At 71.3% G+C, this 23,061-nt stretch carries 23 protein-coding genes; 7 read left to right on the forward strand and 16 right to left on the reverse strand.

Going from position 1 to position 23,061, the window contains the following annotated elements; translation table 11 throughout:
- Positions 1 to 69 precede the first annotated feature (69 nt).
- Complete coding sequence (locus AB0E78_RS33865; protein ID WP_361840853.1) at positions 70 to 573, forward strand: hypothetical protein; 504 nt, start codon at positions 70 to 72, stop codon at positions 571 to 573.
- Here AB0E78_RS33865 and AB0E78_RS33870 read toward each other — a convergent pair.
- From AB0E78_RS33870 to mutA, 6 genes are all read right to left on the reverse strand, one after another.
- A complete protein-coding gene (locus AB0E78_RS33870) occupies positions 551 to 1,111 on the reverse strand; it encodes a GNAT family N-acetyltransferase (protein WP_361840856.1) in 561 nt (186 codons plus the stop codon). The genes AB0E78_RS33865 and AB0E78_RS33870 overlap by 23 nt on opposite strands.
- Entirely contained in the window at positions 1,102 to 2,181 is a 1,080-nt protein-coding gene (locus AB0E78_RS33875) for an enoyl-CoA hydratase/isomerase family protein (RefSeq protein ID WP_361840858.1), read from the reverse strand. Before AB0E78_RS33875 ends, AB0E78_RS33870 begins: the two co-directional genes overlap by 10 nt.
- Before the next feature lie 119 nt (positions 2,182 to 2,300).
- The gene (locus AB0E78_RS33880) at positions 2,301 to 3,587 is read right to left on the reverse strand and encodes an alpha/beta hydrolase (RefSeq protein WP_361840861.1); all 1,287 of its coding nucleotides are present in this window, start codon (positions 3,585 to 3,587) and stop codon (positions 2,301 to 2,303) included.
- Positions 3,588 to 3,709: 122 nt separating this feature from the next.
- On the reverse strand, positions 3,710 to 4,711 hold the full coding sequence (meaB, locus tag AB0E78_RS33885; protein ID WP_361840864.1) for a methylmalonyl Co-A mutase-associated GTPase MeaB: 1,002 nt from the start codon (positions 4,709 to 4,711) through the stop codon (positions 3,710 to 3,712).
- Positions 4,712 to 4,713: 2 nt separating this feature from the next.
- Positions 4,714 to 6,915: a methylmalonyl-CoA mutase gene (gene scpA / locus AB0E78_RS33890; RefSeq protein ID WP_361840867.1), complete on the reverse strand. Its 2,202-nt coding sequence runs from the start codon at positions 6,913 to 6,915 to the stop codon at positions 4,714 to 4,716.
- Positions 6,915 to 8,765 carry a methylmalonyl-CoA mutase small subunit gene (mutA, locus tag AB0E78_RS33895; RefSeq protein WP_361840870.1) on the reverse strand — a complete coding sequence of 617 codons (1,851 nt, stop codon included), beginning with the start codon at positions 8,763 to 8,765 and terminating at the stop codon, positions 6,915 to 6,917. The genes scpA and mutA overlap by 1 nt, the downstream gene beginning before the upstream one ends.
- Before the next feature lie 516 nt (positions 8,766 to 9,281).
- Between mutA and AB0E78_RS33900 the strand changes: the two genes are divergently transcribed.
- Complete coding sequence (locus AB0E78_RS33900) at positions 9,282 to 9,686, forward strand: SAV_915 family protein (RefSeq protein ID WP_361840873.1); 405 nt, start codon at positions 9,282 to 9,284, stop codon at positions 9,684 to 9,686.
- A gap of 83 nt (positions 9,687 to 9,769) precedes the next feature.
- Positions 9,770 to 11,110, forward strand: a complete 1,341-nt coding sequence (gene lysA / locus AB0E78_RS33905; protein ID WP_361840875.1) for a diaminopimelate decarboxylase — start codon at positions 9,770 to 9,772, stop codon at positions 11,108 to 11,110.
- 12 nt (positions 11,111 to 11,122) lie between these two features.
- Here lysA and AB0E78_RS33910 read toward each other — a convergent pair whose 3' ends face one another.
- Complete coding sequence (locus AB0E78_RS33910) at positions 11,123 to 11,758, reverse strand: response regulator transcription factor (RefSeq protein ID WP_361841249.1); 636 nt, start codon at positions 11,756 to 11,758, stop codon at positions 11,123 to 11,125.
- On the reverse strand, positions 11,758 to 12,894 hold the full coding sequence (locus AB0E78_RS33915; RefSeq protein ID WP_361840877.1) for a sensor histidine kinase: 1,137 nt from the start codon (positions 12,892 to 12,894) through the stop codon (positions 11,758 to 11,760). Before AB0E78_RS33915 ends, AB0E78_RS33910 begins: the two co-directional genes overlap by 1 nt.
- A 218-nt stretch (positions 12,895 to 13,112) precedes the next feature.
- On the opposite strand from AB0E78_RS33915, the gene AB0E78_RS33920 reads away from it, so the two are divergent.
- Complete coding sequence (locus tag AB0E78_RS33920) at positions 13,113 to 13,706, forward strand: DedA family protein (RefSeq protein WP_361841252.1); 594 nt, start codon at positions 13,113 to 13,115, stop codon at positions 13,704 to 13,706.
- A gap of 19 nt (positions 13,707 to 13,725) precedes the next feature.
- On the opposite strand, the gene purB is transcribed toward AB0E78_RS33920, so the two are convergent.
- Together purB and AB0E78_RS33930 are read right to left on the reverse strand one after the other, a co-directional pair.
- A complete protein-coding gene (gene purB / locus AB0E78_RS33925; RefSeq protein WP_361840880.1) occupies positions 13,726 to 15,168 on the reverse strand; it encodes an adenylosuccinate lyase in 1,443 nt (480 codons plus the stop codon).
- 130 nt (positions 15,169 to 15,298) lie between these two features.
- On the reverse strand, positions 15,299 to 15,499 hold the full coding sequence (locus AB0E78_RS33930) for a hypothetical protein (RefSeq protein WP_361840882.1): 201 nt from the start codon (positions 15,497 to 15,499) through the stop codon (positions 15,299 to 15,301).
- Between the two features lie 49 nt (positions 15,500 to 15,548).
- Here AB0E78_RS33930 and AB0E78_RS33935 point away from each other — a divergent pair, with 49 nt between their 5' ends.
- Complete coding sequence (locus tag AB0E78_RS33935; protein ID WP_361840885.1) at positions 15,549 to 15,899, forward strand: hypothetical protein; 351 nt, start codon at positions 15,549 to 15,551, stop codon at positions 15,897 to 15,899.
- A 72-nt stretch (positions 15,900 to 15,971) separates the two neighbouring features.
- On the opposite strand, the gene AB0E78_RS33940 is transcribed toward AB0E78_RS33935, so the two are convergent.
- Positions 15,972 to 16,751 carry an SGNH/GDSL hydrolase family protein gene (locus AB0E78_RS33940; protein ID WP_361840887.1) on the reverse strand — a complete coding sequence of 260 codons (780 nt, stop codon included), beginning with the start codon at positions 16,749 to 16,751 and terminating at the stop codon, positions 15,972 to 15,974.
- Between the two features lie 17 nt (positions 16,752 to 16,768).
- Here AB0E78_RS33940 and AB0E78_RS33945 point away from each other — a divergent pair, with 17 nt between their 5' ends.
- Positions 16,769 to 17,287, forward strand: a complete 519-nt coding sequence (locus tag AB0E78_RS33945) for an N-acetyltransferase (protein ID WP_361840890.1) — start codon at positions 16,769 to 16,771, stop codon at positions 17,285 to 17,287.
- Positions 17,288 to 17,294: 7 nt separating this feature from the next.
- On the opposite strand, the gene AB0E78_RS33950 is transcribed toward AB0E78_RS33945, so the two are convergent.
- On the reverse strand, positions 17,295 to 17,774 hold the full coding sequence (locus AB0E78_RS33950) for a DNA-binding protein (protein ID WP_361840893.1): 480 nt from the start codon (positions 17,772 to 17,774) through the stop codon (positions 17,295 to 17,297).
- Between the two features lie 349 nt (positions 17,775 to 18,123).
- Here AB0E78_RS33950 and AB0E78_RS33955 point away from each other — a divergent pair, with 349 nt between their 5' ends.
- Positions 18,124 to 18,732: a hypothetical protein gene (locus AB0E78_RS33955; protein WP_361840895.1), complete on the forward strand. Its 609-nt coding sequence runs from the start codon at positions 18,124 to 18,126 to the stop codon at positions 18,730 to 18,732.
- 171 nt (positions 18,733 to 18,903) lie between these two features.
- Here AB0E78_RS33955 and AB0E78_RS33960 read toward each other — a convergent pair whose 3' ends face one another.
- The 4 genes from AB0E78_RS33960 to malX form a co-directional block, all read right to left on the reverse strand.
- A complete protein-coding gene (locus AB0E78_RS33960; RefSeq protein ID WP_361840897.1) occupies positions 18,904 to 19,602 on the reverse strand; it encodes an HAD family phosphatase in 699 nt (232 codons plus the stop codon).
- A gap of 25 nt (positions 19,603 to 19,627) precedes the next feature.
- Complete coding sequence (locus tag AB0E78_RS33965) at positions 19,628 to 20,110, reverse strand: Lrp/AsnC family transcriptional regulator (RefSeq protein WP_361840899.1); 483 nt, start codon at positions 20,108 to 20,110, stop codon at positions 19,628 to 19,630.
- Positions 20,111 to 20,216: 106 nt separating this feature from the next.
- On the reverse strand, positions 20,217 to 21,425 hold the full coding sequence (locus tag AB0E78_RS33970) for a MalY/PatB family protein (protein WP_361840902.1): 1,209 nt from the start codon (positions 21,423 to 21,425) through the stop codon (positions 20,217 to 20,219).
- A gap of 3 nt (positions 21,426 to 21,428) precedes the next feature.
- Positions 21,429 to 23,033 (reverse strand): maltose/glucose-specific PTS transporter subunit IIBC, encoded by a 1,605-nt coding sequence (gene malX / locus AB0E78_RS33975; protein ID WP_361840905.1) that lies wholly within the window; start codon positions 23,031 to 23,033, stop codon positions 21,429 to 21,431.
- Between the last annotated feature and the right edge of the window lie 28 nt (positions 23,034 to 23,061).

A 23,061-nucleotide genomic window follows, 5' to 3' on the forward strand; every position in this document is an offset into this window, starting at 1 on the left:
TGTCCGGATGGTGACGCCGGGGGCCTGACGGCGGGCCAGTTGTCAGTGCCGGCCGCTTTACTGGATGCCATGAGTACCGCAGAGCATCTCGCCGCGATCGACCTGCTGCGCTCACGGGAGTTCCCCGCGGAGCACGGCAGGTCGCACTCCGGCGTCGGCGGTCCGGGCTATCACATCGCCGAGTTAATGACGAGTGGCGACTTCTGGGAGGACGACGGCACGCAGTGGGAGGCGACCTCCGATCAGTACGACGCGGAGCGCGACGGCCTGACGGTCCTGCTCGCCGAGCGCTGGGGAGAGCCCCAGATATTCAGCCTCCACAGCCTCTTCGAACGGAAGATGGACGAAGAGGACCGCTTGGCTGATGACGGCGAGGGCGACGGCGAGGGCGAGGACTCGGCGGACGACGCGGGCGAGGAGATACCGGAGCCGTGGGACTCACTGAGTTCCTCGGTGCCGGACCTTCACCTGTGGCGGGTCGACGGGCTGTGGATCGCGCTCGGCGTCTCGCAGTGGGACAAGGAGCTGCCGTTCCAGCTCCTCGCCGTGGTCACGGAGATCGATCCCCCGTGACGGTCGCGTCGTGGGCGTGATGGCCGACGGCATGGATCCGGATGGCGCGTCCGCAGTGCGGGTCGAAGGAGCCGCGCTCCACGCGCATGCCGAGCTTGCCCATGATCCGCTCCGACGCGTGGTTGCCCACCTGGACGATGCTGACGATCCGCTCCAGACCGCGCTCGGTGAAACCGAAGTCGAGAGCGGCCCGCGCCGCCTCGGTGGCGAGACCCTGTCCCCAGAAGGAGCGCCCGAGCCGCCAGCCGATCTCCACCGCGGGCAGCACCTCGGGCAGGTAGTGCGGCACGGACAGACCGGTGAACCCGGCGAGCTCACCGGTGGCGCGCACCTCCACCGCGAAGAGTCCGAACCCCTCGCTCTCCCACCCCCGCTCCCACATCGCCATGGTGGACCGGGTCTGCTCCTCCCCGTCGTGGACGGAGCCGTCGCCGATCCAGCGCATCACCTCGGGGTCGGAGTTGATGGCGGTCATGGGGGCGACGTCCGCGTCGCGCCAGCGCCGCAGGACGAGGCGGGGCGTCAGGATCAGAGGCATCGCGGATCCGTCCCCGGGGCGAGGCCGAGCTCGTCGCCGTCGCGCGGCGCGAAGTGGCGGGCCACCTCCGCGTCGCTCACCTGCGTGAGCTCGGCGGGGGACCAGTGAGGATCACGGTCCTTGTCGACGACCTGGGCGCGGATACCCTCGACCATGTCCGGAGCGGTGATCGCGGTGGCCGACACGCGGTACTCCTGGTCGAGCACCTGCTCCAGGGAGGCGAGGGCGCGGGCCCGGCGCAGGGCGGCCAGGGTGACCTTCAGGGAGGCCGGCGACTTGCCGAGGATGGTCTCGGCCGTCTCCTTCGCCGCGCGGTCGCCGGAGGTGTACAGCCGGTCCACGATCTCCTCCACGGAGTCCGCGGAGTAGCAGGAGTCGATCCACTCGCGGTGGGCGGCGAGTTCGCCCTCGGGTGCGGTGGTCGCGTACTCCGCGACCACCTCGTGCACGTCGGCTTCGGCCAGCGCCGCCGTGAACCGCGGCAGCCGCTCCGACGGCACGTAGTGGTCGGCGAGGCCGCACAGAAGCGCGTCGCCCGCGCCCACCGCCGAGCCGGTCAGCGCAAGGTGGGTGCCGAGTTCGCCGGGCGTCCGTGTCAACAGATACGTACCGCCGACGTCCGGTACGAAGCCGATCCCCGTCTCCGGCATGGCGATCCGGGAGCGCTCGGTGACGATCCGCACGCTGCCGTGCGCCGACACACCGACCCCGCCGCCCATCACGATGCCGTCCATGACGGCGACGTACGGCTTCGGGAAGCGGGCGATGCGCGCGTTGAGCCGGTACTCGTCCCGCCAGAAGCCCACGGACGCGGCCCCGCCGCCCGCACGGATGTCGTCGTGGATGGACCGGATGTCGCCCCCGGCGCACAGCCCGCGCTCACCGGCCCCGGTGAGGACGACCGTGGCGACGGCATCGTCGCGCTCCCATGCGGCCAGAGCGTCGTCCATCAGCCGGACCATGACGTGATTGAGGGCGTTGATGGCGCGGGGCCGGTTGAGGACGATGTGTCCCGCGCGGCCGTGGGCGCGCAGCAGGACGGGAGCTTCGTCGGAGTCAGCGGTGGACATGGGGCAGGTGGCTCCTTCGGCGGCGGATGACGCGTTCGACCGGCACGTGACGGGCTGCGCCCGCACGGATCGAATCTACGTCCTGGCCGCGGCGAGCGGCGGCGTGGGCCAGGACACGCTCAGGGCGCGTGGAAGGTGACCTCCGGGTTGGCCTTCGAGGGGCCGTCCAGCAAGGGCCGGTGCCGGTCACGGAGGTGCTGGTCGAAGAAGGCCGTGACGTAGGCGGCGGTGATCTGGCCCGAGCGCTCGCCGGAGAGCGGTGCCGACGGGTCGGTCATGTTGAGCTGACCGCCCAGTATCGGCAGGTCGGTGAAGGTGAGGTGCCCGGAGTCCGCGACGGTGAGCCAGCGCTTCCAGCCGTGCAGACGGTCCCACTGACGTGGCCAAGTGACGTCCTCGGCACGGGGGTTGTGACCCTCGCGGGTGCCGAGCATGAGGACGGGGCGGCCGGTGCCGGCGGACGGGACCGGGGCGAAGAAGGTGCCGTCCAGGTTGGCGGCGGCGCGGATCCGGTGGTCCGTCCCGGCGGCCACGGCTGCCGCGTTTCCGCCCAGCGAGTGTCCCGCGGCCCCGATCCGCCGGGGGTCGATGAGCGCCGCGTAGTCGGGGTGGCGCTTGTCGGCGGGGCGGGGTCGTCCGGTCGGCTCATCTCCGCTCGACTTGGCTCCGGTCAACTCGTCTATGACGAAGAAGATGTCCGATGCCCGGTTTCGTGCCGCCTTGGCCAGCATCTTCTTCTCCCCGGCGTCACCGCCCGGCGCATCCTCGACCTTTTCGCAGGCGACACAGGTGCGGATGCGGGAGGAGTCCTTCGCGCCCGGGAACTCCGTCCCGAAGGACTCATACGCGTGGTCGACGACCGCGACGACATAGCCGTGGGAGGCCAGCTCCTCCGCGAGTGCGCTGAGGGTGGCGCGATGCAGCGTGAAGCCGGGGGAGAGGACGACGAGCGGGTGCTTGCCCCGGGCGGGGCGGGCGGCGGAGCGGGCGTTCGTGCGGACGGAGGTGAGCTGCTCGGCGTCGTAGAGCTTGTCCAGCTTCTGCCCCTTCAGGAGCAGTTCGGCCTCCTCGGTCGCCAGGTAGGGCGCGCGGGCGCTGACACCACCGCCGCCACTGCCACCGCGCCCGGCCGGGTAGAAGACGGACACCATCAGCTCCCGGGACCCCGCCGATGGCATCCACGGGTCACGACGCTCGTCGTCCACGAGATGGAGGGTGTCCCGTCCGATCTCGTAGGCCCCGGATGGGCGGGGGAGGGAGAGCCCGGCTTCCGCCGGTGCCGACGGGGAAGCCTGCCCGGCCGCCGACGAGCCGCCGTTCTCGGCGCAGGCCGCGACGGTCGGGCTGAGGAGGGAGAGGGCCAGCAGGGCGGTGACGGCGCTGCGCCGAGTGCGGTTTCTGATCATGTACTGGAGCGTATGAACCGCGGAAAGCGCCCGGCACTGACGAAGGTGCGGAGCAACCCCCTACTTTCGTAAGGGATTTCGGACGCCTCCCCTGTCAGTCCCGCCCCGTCAGCCCCGCCCCGTCAGTCCCGCCGTTCGTGCCCCTGGAACGCCTCCAGGATCCGCTCGGCCGCCGACGTCGCCGTCAACGTGCCCTCGCGCACCCGCTGTTCGAGGTCAGGAGCGAGGTCCCGCACCTTCGCGTGCCCCCGCAGCCGGTCCAGGAGTTCGTCCCGCACCATCGTCCACGTCCAGTCGACCTGCTGGTCGCGCCGCTTGGCGGCCAGGCGGCCGGTGGAGTCGAGGAGCGAGCGGTGCTGTTCCAGGCGGTCCCAGACCTCGTCGAGCCCGCTGGCCTCCCGCGCGCTGCAGCTGAGCACCGGGGGAGTCCAGGCCGCGTCCGCCGGGTGCATCAGGCGCAGCGCGCCCGCCAGTTCACGCGCCGCCGAGCGCGCGTCGCGTTCGTGTGGGCCGTCCGCCTTGTTGATGGCCAGGACGTCCGCCAGTTCGAGGACGCCCTTCTTGATGCCCTGGAGCTGGTCGCCGGTGCGGGCGAGGGACAGCAGCAGGAACGAGTCGACCATGTTCGCGACCGCCGTCTCCGACTGGCCCACGCCCACCGTCTCCACGAGCACCACGTCGTACCCCGCCGCCTCCATCACCACGATCGACTCGCGCGTCGCCTTCGCGACCCCGCCGAGCGTCCCCGCGGTGGGCGAGGGGCGCACGAACGCCGCCGGGTCCACCGACAGGCGTTCCATCCGTGTCTTGTCGCCGAGGATCGAGCCGCCCGTCCGGGTGGACGACGGGTCGACGGCCAGGACCGCGACCCGGTGCCCGAGGCCGGTCAGCATCGTGCCGAGCGCGTCGATGAACGTGGACTTGCCCACGCCCGGCACCCCGCTGATGCCGATCCGCCGCGCCCGCCCGCTGTGCGGAAGGAGCTGGGTCAGCAACTCCTGTGCCAGGGCGCGGTGTTGGGGCCGCGTCGACTCGACGAGCGTGATGGCGCGCGCGATCTGCGCCCGCTTCCCGTCGAGTACGCCCTTGACGTACGCGTCGATGTCGATCCGCGGCGCCGCCATGCTCACAGCTCGTGGCCGAGGTCGGCCGCCAGCCGCTTCACCAGGTCGTAAGCGGCGTCCGGGATGACCGTGCCGGGCGGGAAGACGGCCGCGGCGCCCATCTCCAGGAGCGTCGGCACGTCCTGCGGCGGGATCACCCCACCCACGACGATCATGATGTCCTCGCGGCCCTCGGCGGCCAGCTCCGCGCGCAGCGCCGGTACGAGGGTGAGGTGCCCGGCGGCAAGCGACGAGACGCCCACGATGTGCACGTCCGCCTCGACGGCCTGGCGCGCGACCTCCGCCGGGGTCTGGAAGAGCGGGCCGACGTCCACGTCGAAACCGAGGTCGGCGAAGGCGGTCGCGATGACCTTCTGGCCGCGGTCGTGGCCGTCCTGGCCCATCTTGGCGACCAGGATGCGCGGCCGGCGCCCCTCGGACTCCTCGAAGGTCTCGACGAGGGCGCGGGTGCGTTCCACGGACGGGGACGAGCCTGCTTCGGTGCGGTACACACCGGAGATCGTACGGATCTGGCCCGCGTGCCGCCCGTACGAGGCCTCCAGGGCGTCGGAGATCTCACCGACCGTGGCCTTCGCGCGGGCCGCGTCGACCGCGAGCGCCAGGAGGTTGCCCTCCAGGCCCGGACCGGGATCCCGCTCGGCCGCCGCGGTCAGTGCGCGCAGCGCGTCCTGGCAGGCCGCCTCGTCGCGCTCCTCGCGCAGCCGCTTCAGCTTGGCGATCTGCTGGTTGCGTACCGAGGAGTTGTCGACCGCGCGGACGTCGATCTGCTCGTCGGTCTCCACGCGGTACTTGTTGACGCCGATCACGGGCTGGCGCCCGGAGTCGATCCGCGCCTGGGTACGCGCCGCGGCCTCCTCGACGCGCAGCTTCGGGATGCCCGCGTCGATGGCCTGCGCCATGCCACCCGCCGCCTCGACCTCCTCGATGTGCTGCCAGGCGCGCCGCGCCAGGTCGTGCGTCAGCTTCTCGACGTACGCGCTGCCGCCCCACGGGTCGATCGTCCGCGTGGTGCCCGACTCCTGCTGGATGAGCAGCTGGGTGTTGCGGGCGATGCGCGCGGAGAAGTCGGTGGGCAGGGCGAGCGCCTCGTCTAGGGCGTTCGTGTGCAGCGACTGGGTGTGGCCCTGCGTCGCCGCCATCGCCTCGACGCACGTACGCGTGACGTTGTTGAACACGTCCTGCGCGGTGAGCGACCAGCCCGAGGTCTGCGAATGGGTGCGCAGGGAGAGCGACTTGGGGTTCTTGGGGTCGAACTGCTTGACCAGCTTCGCCCACAGCAGGCGCGCCGCGCGGAGCTTGGCGACCTCCATGAAGAAGTTCATGCCGATCGCCCAGAAGAAGGAGAGCCGCGGCGCGAACGCGTCGACGTCCAGGCCCGCTTCCTGACCCGCCCGCAGATACTCCACGCCGTCCGCGAGGGTGTACGCGAGCTCCAAGTCGGCTGTCGCGCCCGCCTCTTGGATGTGGTAGCCGGAGATCGAGATGGAGTTGTAGCGCGGCATCTTCTGCGAGGTGTACGCGAAGATGTCGGAGATGATCCGCATCGAGGGCTTGGGCGGATAGATGTAGGTGTTGCGGACCATGAACTCTTTGAGGATGTCGTTCTGGATGGTCCCGGCCAGCTTCTCGGGAGCCACGCCCTGCTCCTCGGCGGCCACGATGTAGAGCGCGAGCACGGGGAGCACGGCGCCGTTCATCGTCATCGACACGGTCATCTTGTCCAGCGGAATGCCGTCGAAGAGCTGACGCATGTCGTAGATCGAGTCGATCGCCACACCCGCCATGCCGACGTCGCCCGTCACCCGCGGGTGGTCACTGTCGTACCCGCGGTGCGTGGGCAGGTCGAAGGCGACCGAGAGGCCCTTCTGTCCTGCCGCGAGGTTGCGGCGGTAGAAGGCGTTGGACTCCTCGGCGGTGGAGAATCCCGCGTACTGGCGGATCGTCCAGGGCTGGTTGACGTACATCGTCGGGTAGGGGCCGCGCAGATACGGCGCCACACCGGGGTACGTCTCCAGGAAGTCGAGGCCTTCGAGGTCGGCGCCCGTGTAGAGCGGCTTGACCGCGATGCCCTCAGGGGTCTCCCACGTGAGGTCGTCGTCGGCCTTGCCCGTGGACTCCTTGACGGCGCTGCGCCACTGGTCCTTGGAGACCTCGGAAGCGGAGTCGGACGTCAGGCCGACGCCGGAGAAGTCGGGGATCGCCATTACGCCACTCCCATGTGGTCGAGGGTGGAGGAGAGCACGGACACGGCGTTGCAGCCCGCGAAGACGTACGCGTCGACACCGGGGTGTTCGGCGGGCCGTCCCGCGAGGAACACCCGTCCCGCGCCCGCCGACTTGAGCGCCTCGGTGACCTCGGCGGCCTGCTCTTCGTAGAGCGCGTCGCTGGAGCAGAGGCACGCCACCGTGGCACCGCTGGCCTTGAACGCATCGGCGACCGTCGTCGCATCCACCGTCACCGGGTCGTGCACGGCCTCGATGCCGCCCGCCTGGAAGAGGTTCGACGCGAAGGAGGCCCGCGCGGTGTGCGCGGCGGCGGGACCGAGCGCGGCGAGGAACACCCGGGGGCGGGCCCCCGTGGCGTCGAGGTGCGCGTCCGAGCGGGAGCGCAGGATCTCGTACGCCTCGTCGCGGCGGACGCGCGGCAGGCCGCCCGGTGCCGGGACGGGCGGAGCCTCGCGCTCGACCGGACGCTCCGTCAGGTTCGGGAACTCGCTGACACCGGTGATCGGTTCACGGCGCTTGGCGAGCTTCTCGCTGCGCTTGGCCCAGGTGGCGGCGAGACGCTCACCGATCACCCCGGAGCGCAGGGCCGCGGCCTGGCCGCCCGTGCGCTCGATCTCCTGGAAGAACTCCCAGCCCGCGTGGGCGAGTTCGTCCGTGAGCCGCTCCACGTACCAGGAGCCGCCCGCCGGGTCGATCACGCGGGCGAGGTGCGACTCCTCCAGGAGGATCGTCGAGGTGTTGCGGGCGATGCGGCGCGCGAACGCGTCCGGCAGGCCGAGCGAGTGGTCGAAGGGCAGCACGGTGACGGAATCGGCGCCGCCGACGCCCGCGCCGAGGCAGGCCACCGTCGTCCGCAGCATGTTCACCCACGGGTCGCGGCGCGACATCATCACCGGCGAGGTCACGGCGTGCTGACGCTGCGCGCCCGCGTCCGGGGCGCCGCAGACCTCGGCGACGCGGGCCCAGAGCCGCCGGGCCGCCCGCAGCTTGGCGATGGTCAGGAACTGGTCGGCGGTGGCCGCGTACCGGAACTCCAGCTGGACGCAGGCCTCTTCGGCCGTAAGACCCGCCTCGGTCAGCTCGCGCAGGTAGGCGACCGCCGTGGCGAGGGAGGCGCCGAGCTCCTGCCCGGCCGAGCCGCCCGCCTCGTGGTACGGCAGGGCGTCGACGGTCAGCGCGCGGAGGTTCGGGTACTCCTGCCCGCACAGCCGGGCCAGTTCGACCGCGGTGGCCGGGTCGAGCCGCTCGCCGGTGCGGGCCTCGTGGCCCAGCGGGTCGGCGCCGAGGGTGCCGTGCGCGGCGTCCCTCGGGATGCCCCGCTCCTCGTAGAGCCGGAACAACTCGCGTGCTGCCGGGCCGACTTCGCTGCCCGCGTCGAGGGCCACGGGCGCCAGGTCGAGGAAGACGCCGTCCAGGGCGCGCTCGATGCCGGAGACCGGGAGTGCGCCGGGGCCGACGCCGAGCCACAGCGAGGTGACGCCGTTCTCCAGGTCCGCGAGCGCGGTCTCGTTCGAGCCCGCCGGGTCCGTGGCCGCGATCCGCTGGCGTACGTCCCAGCCGGCCGCGGCAGTGCCCGCGGCGGTACCGCCCCTGACAAAGGGGGCGAAACCCGGGTATCCGGCGTCAGGCGCGGCTTCCCGGGCGGTGTACAGGGGGCGGGTGCTGAGCCCGTCCTCGAGTGCGGTGGACAGCGCTTCCTCCGCGGCCGGCCCCGATACGTCCTTACCCGATTTGCGCAGCACGCCTTCCACCAGGCGCTGCCACTGCTCATGGGTCGCATCAGGGAACTCGGCGGCCAGGGAAAGCCCGTCGTCAGGCAGGACCGTCATGGGCATGATGCTAGGGCGGAACCCCTGGCACTCGGGGCCGTGTAGGGCTGTGACCTTGGCCTCTCCCCGACGCTCTTGATCTCGTACGAGTGGGCGGCTACGGCATGGCGACGGCTTGGCCCTGCGGTGGCCCGCTCCGGAGTCGTCCCAGGCCAGAGCGTCGCGCGGGGGCCTTGGCCGGGGCTTGTGCGGGGGCCTGGGAGACCTACCGGGCCGAGCCGCGGGTGCCTTGGTGCGCACGGTCTTCCAGAGGCCCGCGATGTCCCGTCAAGCGGCTGGAGACCGGCTGCCGAGCCGCTGCCGAGCGGTCGCCGAGTCGCCGCCAAGCCGCCGTCGAGCCGGTCGTCAAGCCGCTCGTCAAGCCCTCGTCAACACGGGCCGCGCACCCGTCAACGTCCCGTCATGGACGCCGGATGGCACCCGGTGCCGGGCATAGCGTCGGTGGAGGCCCCCGGGTTCCTTCCCCCGGCCCCGGGTGCCGCCGTTCACCGAACAGGATCCCCGAGGAGGAATCCCATGACAGCGCTCCCGTGCGGCGAGGACCCCGAGCCCTCCGAACCGGGCCCGGCCGGGCCGTTCTTCGTCCCCGTCCGGCCGGGACCCGCGGGCTGTGTCGCCCGCCTGTTCCGCACGCCCGTGGGCGGCCGTACCGCCGTCGCCTTCACCACTCCCCAGCGGCTCGGTGCCGCCCTCGGCGACCGCCAGGCCTGGGTCAGGCTCTCGGAGCCGGCGCTGCGGGCGCTCACCGAGCCGCTCGGCGTCCGCGAGGTCACCGTCGACCCACGGCTCGCCGCGCACCCCGTCGGCCCGCCCGAGCGGCCCACTCCCGCCTGGCGCGAGTGGAATCCGCAGGCGGTCGGCGCGCTGCGCGTCACGGGGGCCGCCGCGCTGGTCGGCGCCCTCACCGCCTGGATCGGCTGAGGACGCGGCAGCCGCAGACGAGCGCAGGCAAGCGCAAGCGCAAGCGCAAGAGGACGAGGACGAGGCGAAGAGAGAACCTGCCCATGACCACCCTGTACGACCCCCTCACCCCGGACGCCACCGCCGACGACGACCTGTCCGTCTGGCCCGGGTCCACCGCGCGTCTGCCCCACGGCGACCTCGCCGTCGGCGGCGTACCGCTCACTCGGATCGCCGAGCGCTTCGGCACCCCGGCGTACCTCATCGACGAAGCCGACGTACGGACCCGCTGCCGCACCTATCTGCACGCCTTCCCCGACGCCGACGTGCACTACGCCGCCAAGGCGTTCCTGTGCCGCGCGATGGCCCACTGGGTGGCGGAGGAAGGGCTCGGGCTCGACGTCTGTTCCGCCGGGGAGCTGGAGCTCGCCGTCACCACCGGCTTCCCCGCCGAGCGCATCGTGCTGCACGGCAACGCCAAGAGCCCGCACGACCTGGAGGCCGCGCTGCGGCTCGGCGTCGGGCGCATCGTCATCGACAGCGCATCCGAGATCGCGCGGCTCGCCGCCGGCGTGCCGTCGGGCAGCCGGCAGAAGGTGATGGTCCGGGTGGTGCCGGGCATCGCGGCCGGCGGACACGCCAAGATCCGCACCGGGACCGACGACCAGAAGTTCGGCCTGTCGATCACCGACGGCTCGGCACAGCACGCCATCGCCCGCATCATCGGCCAGCCAGGCCTCGAACTGACCGGACTGCACTGCCACTTGGGCTCGCAGATCACCGCCGACAAGCCGTTCCTCGCCGCCGTGCGCCGACTGGTCGGCCTGATGGCCCGCGTCAAGGACCAGCACGGCGTCACCCTCCCCGAACTCGACCTCGGCGGCGGCCACGGCATCGCCTACCGGCCCGGCGATGAGGCGCTCGACATCACCACCCTCGCCCGCAAGGTGCGCGCCGCCCTGATCGAGAGCTGCGCGGCGGCCGGGCTCACCGTGCCCAGGCTGCTCATCGAGCCGGGGCGCGCCATCGCGGGCCCCGCCGGAGTGGCCCTCTACCGCGTCCTCGCCGTCAAGCGCACCGGCGGACGCACGTTCGTCGCCGTGGACGGCGGGATGAGCGACAACCCGCGGCCCGCGCTGTACGGCGTGCGGTACGCGCCGCGCCTGATCGGCCGGCACTCCACGGCTCCCTCCGCGCCGGTGACCGTCGTCGGGCGGCACTGCGAGGCGGGCGACGTACTCGCCTCCGGCAGTGAACTCCCGGGCGACGTGAGGCCGGGAGACATCCTGGGCGTGCCGGTGGCCGGGGCGTACCACCTGTCCATGGCGTCCGGCTACAACCTCGTGGGGCGCCCGCCCGTGGTGGCCGTCGCCGACGGACACGCGCGGCTCCTGGTGCGGCGCGAGTCCCTCGACGACTTCCGCAGCAGGGACGTGGGCCTCTAGCGGGCGGCCGGTTCAGGAACCGAGATAGCGCAGGACGGCGAGCACGCGGCGGCTGTATCCGGTCGTCCCGGTCAGTTCCAGCTTGTCGAAGATCGCGTTGATGTACTTCTCGACGGCACTCTGCGACACGTACAACTGCCCGGCGATCGCCGCGTTCGTGTGTCCCTGCGCCATCTTGGCGAGCACGTCGCGCTCCCGTGGCGTCAGGCGCTGGAGCGGGTCGGTGTGGCTGCTGAGGGTCAGCAACTGCCGTACGACCTCCGGGTCGAAGGCGGTCTGCCCCGACGCGACCCGCTCCAGGGCGTCCAGGAACTCGTCGACCTGGACGACCCGGTCCTTGAGCAGATAGCCCACGCCTTCGGTCGCGGTGGTCAACAGCTCGGTGGCGTAACGGCGTTCGACGTACTGCGACAGCACGAGGACGCTCGTGCCGGGCCACTTCTCGCGGATCTCCAGCGCGGCCCGCAGCCCCTGGTCGGTGTGCGTGGGCGGCATGCGTACGTCGATCACGGCGGCGTCGGGCGGGTCCTCCGCGACGGCGGCGAGCAGCGCCCGTGCGTCGCCGACCGAGGCCGTGACGGTGTGGCCCTCGTCCGCGAGGAGCCGGGCCAGGCCCTCCCGCAGCAGCGTCGAGTCGTCGGCGAGCATTACGCGCATGGCAGCTCCGCGGTGATGAGGGTGGGCCCTCCGGCGGGGCTGTCCACGGTGAGGGTGCCGTCCAGGGCGGCCACGCGCCGGGCGAGCCCGAGCAGACCGCTGCCGGACGGGTCGGCGCCGCCCTGCCCGTCGTCCTCGACGCGCAGGTGCAGCACGGCACTTCGCCGCTCGGCGTGGACGGTGACGAGGGTGGCGCCCGAGTGCTTGACGGCGTTCGTGACGGCTTCGGCGGCGACGAAGTACGCCACGGCGTGCGCGGTCGGCGGCGGGGTTTCATGCAGGGTGCAGTCGAGACGTACGGGGATCGCGGCCCGCTCGGCGACCGTGTCCAGGGCGGAGGCAAGACCGCCTTCGTCCAGGGCCGCGGGGTAGACGCGCCAGGCGACCTCGCGCAGTTCCACCAGCGCCTGCTGGGTCTCCTCGTGCGCCTGGGCGAGCAGCCGCGCGGACTTCTCCGGCTCGGGGGCGCGGCGGGCCCTGCCGAGCAGCATGCCGAGGGCGACGATGCGCTGCTGTACGCCGTCGTGCAGATCGCGTTCGATGCGGCGCCGCTCGTCGTGCACGGCCTCCACCACCCCGGCGCGGCTCGCGACGAGCTCACCGATCCTGCGCTCCATGAGCTGCCCGTCGTTCGGGCCGAGGAAGCGGCGCGCGTGCCGCTCGTCCGCGAGGGCGACGCCGTACGTCCCCTGCACGCACAGGTAGAGCAGGAAGAGGCCGCCGACCGAGGAGAGCACCAGGGTGCCGGGGGAGCGGATGTCGGCGACGAACCACCCCCACACCGCGAGCGAGGCATAACCCGCCCCGAGCAGCGCGCAGGCGAGCACGACACCGCCGAGCAGTCCGACGGCCCAGCGCGACGCGATGTAGTTCACGGCGGGCAGGCCGGTCACCGGCGTGCCCGGCTCGGTGCCGAAGAAGGTGGCCATGCGCCGTCGCTCCACCTCGGCGAGCCATTGGGCACCGGCCACGATCCGGGCCTCGGCGCCGCGTCCGGTGCGCCGTCCGAGCGTGGCGAGCAGCCACAGCCCGGCCACCAGGGCGAAGGCCAGCTCGACGAGGCCGGTGAGGGCACCGGCGAGGACGCCGACCGTCACCCTGAGCCAGCGCTTCAGATGCGTACGCATGATCGGCAACGCTAGCCCAGCGGCCGGGGCGCGGGGACTGCGGAAAACCACCATGCTTTCCTGCGGTCCACCGCACCCGATCTCTGCGGCCGCCCTCATACCCTCGCGCGCGGCGGTTTCCTAGCGTCGAGCACATGATCCTCACTGCCGCGTACGAAGCCTCCGCCGCCGCGAACGAAGCCCCGGCCGGCGGTGTGGCGGGCTGGGCCGCCGACCTCATGGACTCGTTCGGCGCCGTCGGCGCCGGAGTGGCCATCGCCCTGGAGAACCTGTTTCCGCCGCTGCCCAGCGAGGTGATCCTGCCGCTTGCCGGATTCGCCGCGAGCCAGGGCGAGTTCGGCCTGCTCGCGGTCCTGTTCTGGACCACGGCGGGCTCCGTGATCGGCGCGCTCGCGCTCTACGCGATCGGCGCGCTGCTCGGCCGGGACCGTACCGTCGCCATCGCGGCCCGCCTCCCGCTGGTGAAGGCGTCGGACATCCACCGCACCGAGGAGTGGTTCGCACGGCACGGCACCAAGGCGGTCTTCTTCGGCCGGATGATCCCGGTCTTCCGCAGCATGATCTCGGTCCCCGCGGGCGTCGAGCGGATGCCGCTGCCCGTCTTCCTCGCCCTGACGACCGCGGGCAGCCTCATCTGGAACGCCGTCTTCGTCCTGATCGGCCACGCGCTCGGCACCCGCTGGCACCAGGTCACCGACCTGGTCGGCCTGTACTCCAAGGGAGTTCTCGCCGTCGCCGCCCTCGCGGTGCTCGCCTTCGTCGTCCTGCGGGTCCGCAGGGCGGGCAAGGGCGAGCACCGCGCGACGCGCTAGGCGTGGCCCGGACGGGCGCTCAGAGAATGGCGCCCGGGGCGTAGGCGGCGGCCTCGGGGTGCTCCTTGAGGAGCACCTCGATCTGCGCGACGACGGCGGCGACCTGGTCGCTCGCCGCGCCCGTGAACGACAGCTTGTCGGCCATGAGGGCGTCGAGCTCGGCGCGGTCCAGCGGGATGCGGGAGTCGGCGGCGAGCTTGTCGAGGAGTTCGTTGCGCTCGGCGCCCTGCTCGCGCATGGCGAGCGCGGAGGCGACGGCGTTCTCCTTGATGGCCTCGTGGGCCTCCTCGCGGCCGACGCCCGCGCGCACCGAGGCCATCAGGACCTTGGTCGTGGCGAGGAAGGGGAGGTAGCGGTCCAGCTCGCGCGCGACGACGGCCGGGAAGGCACCGAACTCGTCGAGCACCGTCAGGAAGGTCTCCAGGAGCCCGTCGAGTGCGAAGAACGCGTCCGGCAGGGCGACACGGCGTACGACGGAGCAGGAGACGTCGCCCTCGTTCCACTGGTCGCCCGCCAGCTCGCCGGTCATCGACGCGTAGCCGCGCAGGATGACGGTGAGGCCGTTGACGCGCTCGCAGGAGCGGGTGTTCATCTTGTGCGGCATCGCGGACGAGCCGACCTGGCCCGGCTTGAAGCCTTCGGTGACGAGCTCGTGCCCGGCCATCAGGCGGATGGTCTTGGCCAGCGAGGAGGGCCCGGAGGCGAGCTGCACCAGGGCGGTGACGACCTCGTAGTCGAGGGAGCGCGGGTAGACCTGGCCGACGGAGGTGAAGGCGCGGTCGAAGCCGAGGTGCCCGGCGATGCGCTGCTCGAGGTCGGTGAGCTTGTCGGCGTCGCCGCCGAGCAGGTCGAGCATGTCCTGGGCCGTGCCGACGGGGCCCTTGATGCCGCGCAGGGGGTAGCGGCCCAGCAGGTCGTCGACGCGGCGATACGCCACGAGCAGCTCGTCGGCGGTCGTCGCGAAGCGCTTGCCCAGCGTCGTCGCCTGCGCGGCCACGTTGTGCGAGCGGCCGGCCATGACCAGCTCCGCGTACTCGGCCGACAGCTTGCCGAGGCGTGCGAGCACCGCGACGGTGCGGTCGCGCACCAGCTCCAGGGAGAGCCGCACCTGCAGCTGCTCCACGTTCTCGGTCAGGTCGCGGGAGGTCATTCCCTTGTGGACCTGCTCGTGCCCGGCGAGCGCGTTGAACTCCTCGATACGGGCCTTCACGTCATGGCGCGTGACCTTCTCGCGCTCGGCGATCGAGGCGAGGTCGACGTCGTCGATGACCCGCTCGTAATCGGCGAGGGCCGCGTCCGGGACCTCGATCCCCAGATCCTTCTGCGCCCGCAGAACGGCGAGCCAGAGCTGACGCTCCAGCTTGACCTTCTGCTCGGGCGACCAGAGGGTGGCGAGCTCGGCGGAGGCGTAACGCCCGGCGAGGACGTTCGGAATACGGGGCTTTGCAGGCGCGACAGTCACGTGTACGGAGTTTACCTGCCGCCCGACCTGCTCTTTGACCGTCCGTACAGTCCGCGGAGAGCGGGTGCATTGGAGCATCATCCAGGACATCGCACGCGGCGCGAGGCCCAGCCCCCTGCTGCGGCGGACCCTACTCGCCGGGCATCCGCAGCACCTGCCGCAGGGCCTCGACGCCCCCGTGCCACGGCTCCCCGCCGGCCTCCGCCCACAGATCGAGCAGCTCCGAGTCCCCGAGCAGCACGTGGTCCAGGTATCCCGAATACCCCTGCGCGCTCCCGGCTTTGTCGAGGTCCGCGCATCGTGTCACCGAGCACTGACGACGGCCGGTCACCGGCACCGCCACAACTCCCGTTGATCCACCTACGTCTAGGCTTCACGGCATGGAGCAGCGCGAGATCATCCAAAGAGTCGTCGGCATCCTGACCGAGGCGATCGAGATGCGCCGACAGGTACGGGAGAACCCGGAGGGCGAGGTCGAACCCAGTGGCGCGGTCGGCGCGATGCTCGAGGAGATGCTGCCACGCATCGAAATCCCCGCCGACGCCACCGCCATCGAGGTCGCCGAGGTGGTCGGCCGGGAACTGAGCCCGGTCATCGAGCAGATCACGTCGGCCTTCGCCTTCTCCTTCGCACAACTGGCAGAGGCGCACGACGAAGGGCGCACCGACGTCACGTCGGCGGACGTACTGCAGTCCATCGCCCTGCACTTCGAGGACGAGGTGGAGGAGTAATCCGCACCACCGACCGGCGCGGGCGGGCCCCCTGAGGGGCGGCGCGCCCGCGCCGTCCCATGTCGCGCTCGCTCAGGCCCGCGGATCCTCGTACGGCAGCAGATCAGGGCGCTTGGCCGGGAGGCCGTCGCCGGAGGAGCGGCCTGTGAGGCGGCGCATTATCCAGGGGGCGAGGTGCTGCCTGGCGAAGCGGACGTCGGCCACGCGGCGTGCCGTCCAGTTCGGCGGGGGCGTGTCCGGGAGCGGGGACCGCCAGTCGTCCTCGGCGTCGTAGCCGAGTGACTGCCACACCGCTTCGGCGACCCTGCGGTGGCCCTCGGCGGTCAGGTGCAGCCGGTCCACGTCCCAGAGGCGCTGGTCGCCCAGCGCTCCCGATCCGTACAGGTCCACGACCGTGGCGCCGTGCCGTGCCGCCAGCTCGTCGATGTGGACGAAGAGCTCTTCCATACGGGGGCGGAAGCGCGCCATGACGGGGCCGTTCCTGCCCGGGCTGCGCATCAGGACGAGCTGCTTGCAGGCGGGGGCGAGGCGTTCGACGGCCTCCTCCAGGAGGTCGCGTACGCGGACCATGTCGCACTTGGGGCGCAGCGTGTCGTTGAGGCCGCCCACCAGGGTGATCACATCGGGCTGCATGGCGGCCGCGACGTCCACCTGCTCGGCCACGATCTGACCGATGAGTTTCCCGCGCACCGCGAGGTTCGCGTACCGGAAACCGGGGGAGGCGGCAGCCATCCGGGCGGCGAGCAGATCTGCCCAGCCGCGGTAGCTGCCGTCGGGCAGCAGGTCCGACATGCCCTCGGTGAAGGAGTCGCCGACCGCGACAAGACTGGTGTAGTTGGCATTCATCTGCATGGCGGGAGCGATCGTACATGGACCTTCGGCCCTTCGCCCCGGCGGATGCGGCCACCGTGGCGCGCTGGCCCGTCTCCGCCGGTGAGGTGGCCATGTGGTGCGGACCGCGGGATTTCCCGGTGACCGCGCGGGTGGTCGCCGGGTGGCAGCTGGACGCGGACACGCGGGGGTATGCGCTGGTCGAGGGGGAGGCGCTCCTGGGCTACGGGGAGGTGTGGTGCGACGAGGACGAGGGCGAGGCGGAACTCGCCCGGATCATCGTGGCGCCGGACACCCGGGGGCGAGGCGCCGGGCGGCGGCTGGTGCGGGGACTTGCCGCGCTGGCTCTGCGGGGCGGGTACGCGGAGATCTTCATGCGCGTCCACCCGGAGAACACCGCCGCCCTCCGCTGCTACCGCGGGGCCGGGTTCCTGCCCGTGGACCCCGCTCTGGCCGCGGAGTGGAACGCTCCGCAGCCCGTCAGCTATGTGTGGCTCCGGGATGCGGGGGCGGCAGCAGGGGCGGCGGGGACGACGGGAGCGGCGGGGGTGCTTTGAGGCGCTGTCACTGGTTCGAAGGCTCGGCTTTCGGGGTGGTTTCCGGGTCGACCGTCGCCGTACGGCCCACCAGCCGTTCGTAGCGCTGCCTCGCCGCCTGCGGAGTGCCCAGGCCGAGGCCGAAGGCGATCTCCGGCCAGGTCATGCCGCGTCCGCGCGCCATCTGAAGGAGCGCGGACTCCACCTCGTCCATCTCGCGGCGCGCCATCGGCATGAGCGTCAGCGCCGCGGTGATGTCCGCGTGGTCCACCTCCGGCTCGCCGTCCGCGGGCTGTGCGATTCCGGTCAGCAGAAACGTCACCAGGCGTGCTGCCTCATAGGGGCCGACGATCGTGGCGTGGACCTGTCGGCGCCGCTGCTCGTCGGTGGCCGCGTGCCGCTCGGCGATGCGGAACAGGGAGGCGGGGGCGCGGCCCGCGCGCACCTGGTCCGGGTGCGTGGGGCTGAAGGGATCGGTCTCGACGGACTGCTGCTCCGGAGTGGTCATGGGATCAGCATCGAGGACACACGTGATGATGTCAACGATTCATTGTGAACAAACTGTTTGCATGCGCCCATCGACGGTCCGGGCCGCCTCGGTGGTGGTGCGGTCGCCGGGTCGGTCCCCGTATGGAACGGTGGAAAACGGATGAAATGCCACTCGTGGCGAACCTGGTGAGAGGGGAATCGCATGTCATCGAAGCGACGTCGCAAGAAGAAGGCACGCCGTAAGCACCCGGCCAACCACGGCAGTCGTCCCCAGTCCTGACTGCCGCTGACCACGGCCCCCGCAACCGGTTTCTGCGTGATCTCGTCAACGGCCTTGCCACCTGGGTCAACGGGTGAACAATGGTGCAATGTTGGAGTTGTTGCGAGAAGTCGGCGTGGAACTGCCGGGCGGCGCTGGGCTGTTGAAGTTCGGGATGACACCCGGCGAGGTCCTGGAACTGCTGCCGCCCGACAGGGTCACACACCACCGGCAGTGCATGGGGCTGACCCTCGGCCAGTACGCGGAGCTCCGGCACGCGCACGACGCCTGGCTCGGCGGCCTGCTCTTCGAGCCCGAGTGGAGCTTCGACGCCGAGCTGGACGGCGTAGTCCTGGGGTTCGGCGGTGGCGGGCCCGGGGCCACGGACCGGCTCGCCCGCGTGGAGATCCAGGCGCGGGCCGAGCCGGACCGCCCGGAAGTCACCCCGGTGGCCTGGGACGACATCGACCTGTTCGGCTACCCCGCCGCGGAGATCGTGGCCGTCCTCCCCGGGGCCACCGCGGCGCCCGGCGGGCCACCGCCGGCCGAGCTCGCCGTGGACGAACTCGGCCTCCGCCTCTCACGCGCCAGGCCTGCGGCGGAACACTGGGAGCGGGTGACTCTCTTCGGGCCCGGCTCCGGCAGCTGGGGCGCCTGCTGCGCGGGCGGACTCGTCTGCGCCGAACAGGGGGACGGCCTCGTCGGGATCATGTACTGACGGGGGTGTGCCGATCCCCTCTCCGTGGCCCGCGCGGTCGGCGGCATGAGCATCCAGTTCGCCCGCCTCACGGTGTCCGCCCCGGAGACGTACGACGCTGCCGTGCGCGATGTGACGGCCATGTTCCTGCACCTACTAGGAGTCGATCACCCAGACCAGGGAGCTGTACGCCTACGACCGGGGCAGCGAGGCCAGGTGGTCCAGGTGGTCCCAAGCGGCCTGGGCCGTGAATTCGGCCTGACCGCCGCGCAGCAGCAACCCCGCCGACGCGAACGCCGGTTCGTCCGCGTGGGCGGCGACGTAGGGGATCGCGATGCAGCGCATGCCCGCCGCGTGTGCGGCCGTCGCGCCCGGAGCGGCGTCCTCCAGGACCACGCAGTCGGCGGGCTCGGCGCCGAGGAGCGCGGCGGCGGCCAGGAAGACATCGGGCGCGGGCTTGCCGTGGGTGACCTCGTCGGCCGAGACGACCGTGGTCAGGAGCGCGTCGAGGCCGGTGCCGGAGAGGATCGCCTCGATGGCGGCGCGGGACGACCCGGAGGCCACGGCCATCGGCACCCCGGCGCCGTGCAGCCGCTCCACGAACTTCCGCATCTCGGGGAAGACATGCGTGTCGGCGCGGGCGAGGGTGAGATAGCGGCGGTCGAGCTCCGTGAGCAGGTCGGCCACCGGTACGCCGATGCCGTACCGGTCCTTCCACGTGGCGAGGGTCTCCTGGGTGCCGATGCCCACGTACTGCTCGTTGTCGGCCCAGGTGTACTCGATGCCGTGCTCGGCGAGCAGCTCGCGCGACGCCGCGTAGTAGTTGGGCTCGCTGTCCACGAGTGTGCCGTCGAGATCGAAGATGACCGAGGTGCCGCCAAAGGTGCTCATGTACTCCAGCATGCCAAGCCGCAGATCACCGCTGCTCGGCGGAGGCCCGGCCGATCGACTCGACGAGCGGCAGCAGGCGGTGCGGGACGCGCTCGCGCAGGGCCATCTCCGTACGGGTGCGGACCACGCCCGGCATCTGGATCAGCTGCTGGACCACGTCCTCCAGGTGGCCGTTGTCCCGGGCGACCACCCGGGTCAGGAGATCGCCGCCACCGGTGATCGAGAAGGCCTCGATGATCTCCGGCACGGCGGCGAGCGCGTCACCCACCTCGTCCAGATGCCCCTGCGTGACCTCGATGTGCACGAAGGCGAGCACCGGATGCCCGAGCGCGGCGGCCGAGAGCGAAGGCCCGGTCCCGGTGATCACCCCGTCCCGCTCCAGCCGGTCGAGCCGGGCCTGCAGGGTGCCACGAGCGACACCGAGCACGCGCGCGTACTCACGAACGCTGGTGCGGGGCTGCTCCAGGAGGAGCCGCAGAATGCGGGTGTCGAGCTCGTCGACGGCCATGGCACGGATCTCCCGGATACGAGGAACGAACCTCGCGACTGTACCAATGGAGTGCGGTCAGCAGCCGCCGGGAGCCGGGCCTGACCTGCGGATACTGCCCTGTCCCTCAGCCGGCGTCCGCTCCCCGGTGGAGCGTCCGAAGTGCGTCCACCAGCGCCGTGACGCCCCGCTCGGCCTTGGTGCGTGGGCAGCCCACGTTCAGGCGTAGGTGGGCGGGGGAGCCGTAGGCCGTGCCTGGCATGATGGCCACCTTTTGGGTGTCGACCAGTTCGCGTTGGAGAGCCTCGTCGTCCAGGGCCAGAGGGCTTATGTCGATCCAGGCCAGGTAGCCGGCCTGGGGTGGGGTCCAGTTCAGGGTGGGGAATGCCGTGTTCAGGCGGTCGGCGACCAAGTGGAGGTTGGCGCGGAGGTAGGTGCGCAAGGCGTCCAGCCAGGGGGCTCCCTCTCGGTACGCGGCGATGTGGCCCACCAGTGAGAGCACCGCGGGAGAGGACAGGCCGTCGGCCTCCTTGAGTTGGTGGAGGTAGGCGTCACGTGTCGCCGGGTCGCCGATGATGCCGTAACTGCCCGTCAGAGCAGGGATGTTGAAGGATTTCGAGGCCGAGGTCACGATCGCCCAGCGGCCTTCGCGGGCGCCGTGCAGGGACCACGGTCGGTGGACGTGCGGCGGATGGGCCAGGTCCGAGTGGATCTCGTCGCTGATCACCGCGACGCCGTAGCGCCCGCACAAGTCCGCGACGCGGTCCAGCTCCGCCTCCGTCCAGACATGGCCGGTGGGGTTGTGGGGTGAGCACAGCAGCAGTACGGCCGTGTCGGGGAGGGCCAGCAGCCGTTCCAGTTCGGTCCAGTCGCCGAGCGGGCAGCGCAGCAGCCGTCGTTCGTGCGCGGCGACCGTCTTGGGGAAGGCGTCGTACGTCGGCGTGTGGACGACGACGCCGTCGCCGGGGCGTGACCAGAGCCGCAGGAGCTGGGCGACCTGGTAGATCACGGAGGGGCCGTAGACGATCGACTCCGGCGCCACCTCGGTCGCGTGGCGTTCGCCGTACCAGTCCACGATCGCGGAGAGGAAGTCGGCCTGGCGCCACCGGGAGTAGCCGAGCACGCCGTGGTCGAGCCGGCCGCGGAGCGCCGACAGGACCGCGGGCGCCGTCTCGAAGTCCATGTCCGAGATGGTGAACGGCAGCAGGCCGGGGACGCCGAAGCGGTCCTCGACGTAGTCCCACTGCGTGCACCACGTGCCGTGCCGGTCGACGGGTGTGTCGAAGTCGAAGTCGAAGTCGAAGTCGACGGGGTGGTGCTGGAAGGGGTGGTCCATTGCTCAGCCCACCCGGACCATCGTCGCTATCGCGTCCTTCACCGACTGCACCTGCGGGCCGATGATCACCTGCACGTTGTGCGCGTCGAGCTTGATGACCCCCACCGCACCGAGCTTCTTCAGCCGCGGCTCGTCGACCTGTTCGGCGTCCGCGACCGTCATGCGCAGGCGGGTGATGCAGTTGTCGAGGGTCTGGATGTTCTCGGCGCCGCCGATCGCCTTCAGGATCGCCACGGCGTCGTACTTCCCCGCGATCAGTTCGCGGGGAGCCGTCGCCTCCTCCGCGGATGACGGCTCCTCCTCGTCGGCCCCCTCCGGCGAGGGCTCCTCGCGGCCCGGCGTCTTGAGGTCGAAGCGGGTGATGGCCCAGCGGAAGAGGAAGTAGTAGCCGGCGAACCAGACCGCGGCGATGACGGGGATGAGGTACCACTTCGTGGTCGTGCCCTGCAGGACGCCGAAGACGAGCCAGTCGATGACGTTGCCGTCGGTGTTGCCGATGAACACCCCGAGCACGGCGGCGGTCAGGAATCCGAGGCCCACCAGCACGGCGTGGATCAGGTACAGCCACGGCGCGATGAACAGGAACAGGAACTCGAGCGGTTCGGTGATGCCGCCGACGACGCACGCGACGACACCGGAGACGAGGAGCGCCTTGATCTCCGGGCGCATCTTCTTGTTCGCGCAGTGATACATCGCCAGGGCCGCACCCGGAAGCCCGCCTAGGTAGACCGCCATCTTGCCCTGGGACAGGAAGTGGGTGGCGTTGGTGACCGCGTCACCGGGCGGGTTCGAGCAGTTGAGCTGGGCGTAGAAGAGGTTCAGCGCACCCGAGACGTGGTCGCCGCAGACCGCGCCGGAGCCGCCGACATCCGTGAAGCGGAACATCGCGACGAGGATGTGGTGCAGGCCGATCGGGCGCAGCAGCACCTCTCCCATGCCGAAGAAGAAGGGGCCGAAGACGCCCGCGTGACCGATCGCGCGCCCGAGATCCGTGATCCAGCCGTTGAACGTCGGCCACACCAGCGGGATCAGCAGACCGAGCAGGCTGAGCACGAGCGTCGAGATGATCGGCACGAACCGAAGACCGCCGAAAAAGGCCAGTGCGTCGGGCATCCGCTGAGCACGAAAGCGCTGGTGAAGGATGCTGACAACGATGCCAACAGCGACGGCGCCGAGCAGTCCCGTATCGATGGACTGGATGCCGATCACGTCGGCGATCCCGTAGTGGGCGATGGCCTTCTCGTCGTCGAGATCCACGCCCTTGGCGGTGAGATAGAAGTTCACCGCGAGGTTCATCGCGGCGAAGCCGACGAAGCCGGAGAACGCCGCGACGCCCTTGTCCTCGCGGGCGAGGCCGAGGGGGATGGCTATCGCGAACATCACGGGGAGGAACTTGAAGGCGACGAGGCCGGTGCTCGCCATCCACGTGAAGACGAGATGGAAGCCCTCGCCCCGGAGGAAGGTCAGATTGTCGGTGACGGCCTCGCTGGAGAGCGACGAGCCGATGCCCAGCATGATGCCGCAGAACGCGAGCAGGGCCACCGGGAGCATGAACGTCTTGCCGAGGCCCTGGAGGAATTCCCAGAGCGCGGACTTGGTCTTCTGCATGTGTGGGGGTCTTTCGGGCCTGAGCGGA

It is taken from the genome of Streptomyces sp. NPDC032198, assembly GCF_040636975.1.
Classification (GTDB): domain Bacteria; phylum Actinomycetota; class Actinomycetes; order Streptomycetales; family Streptomycetaceae; genus Streptomyces.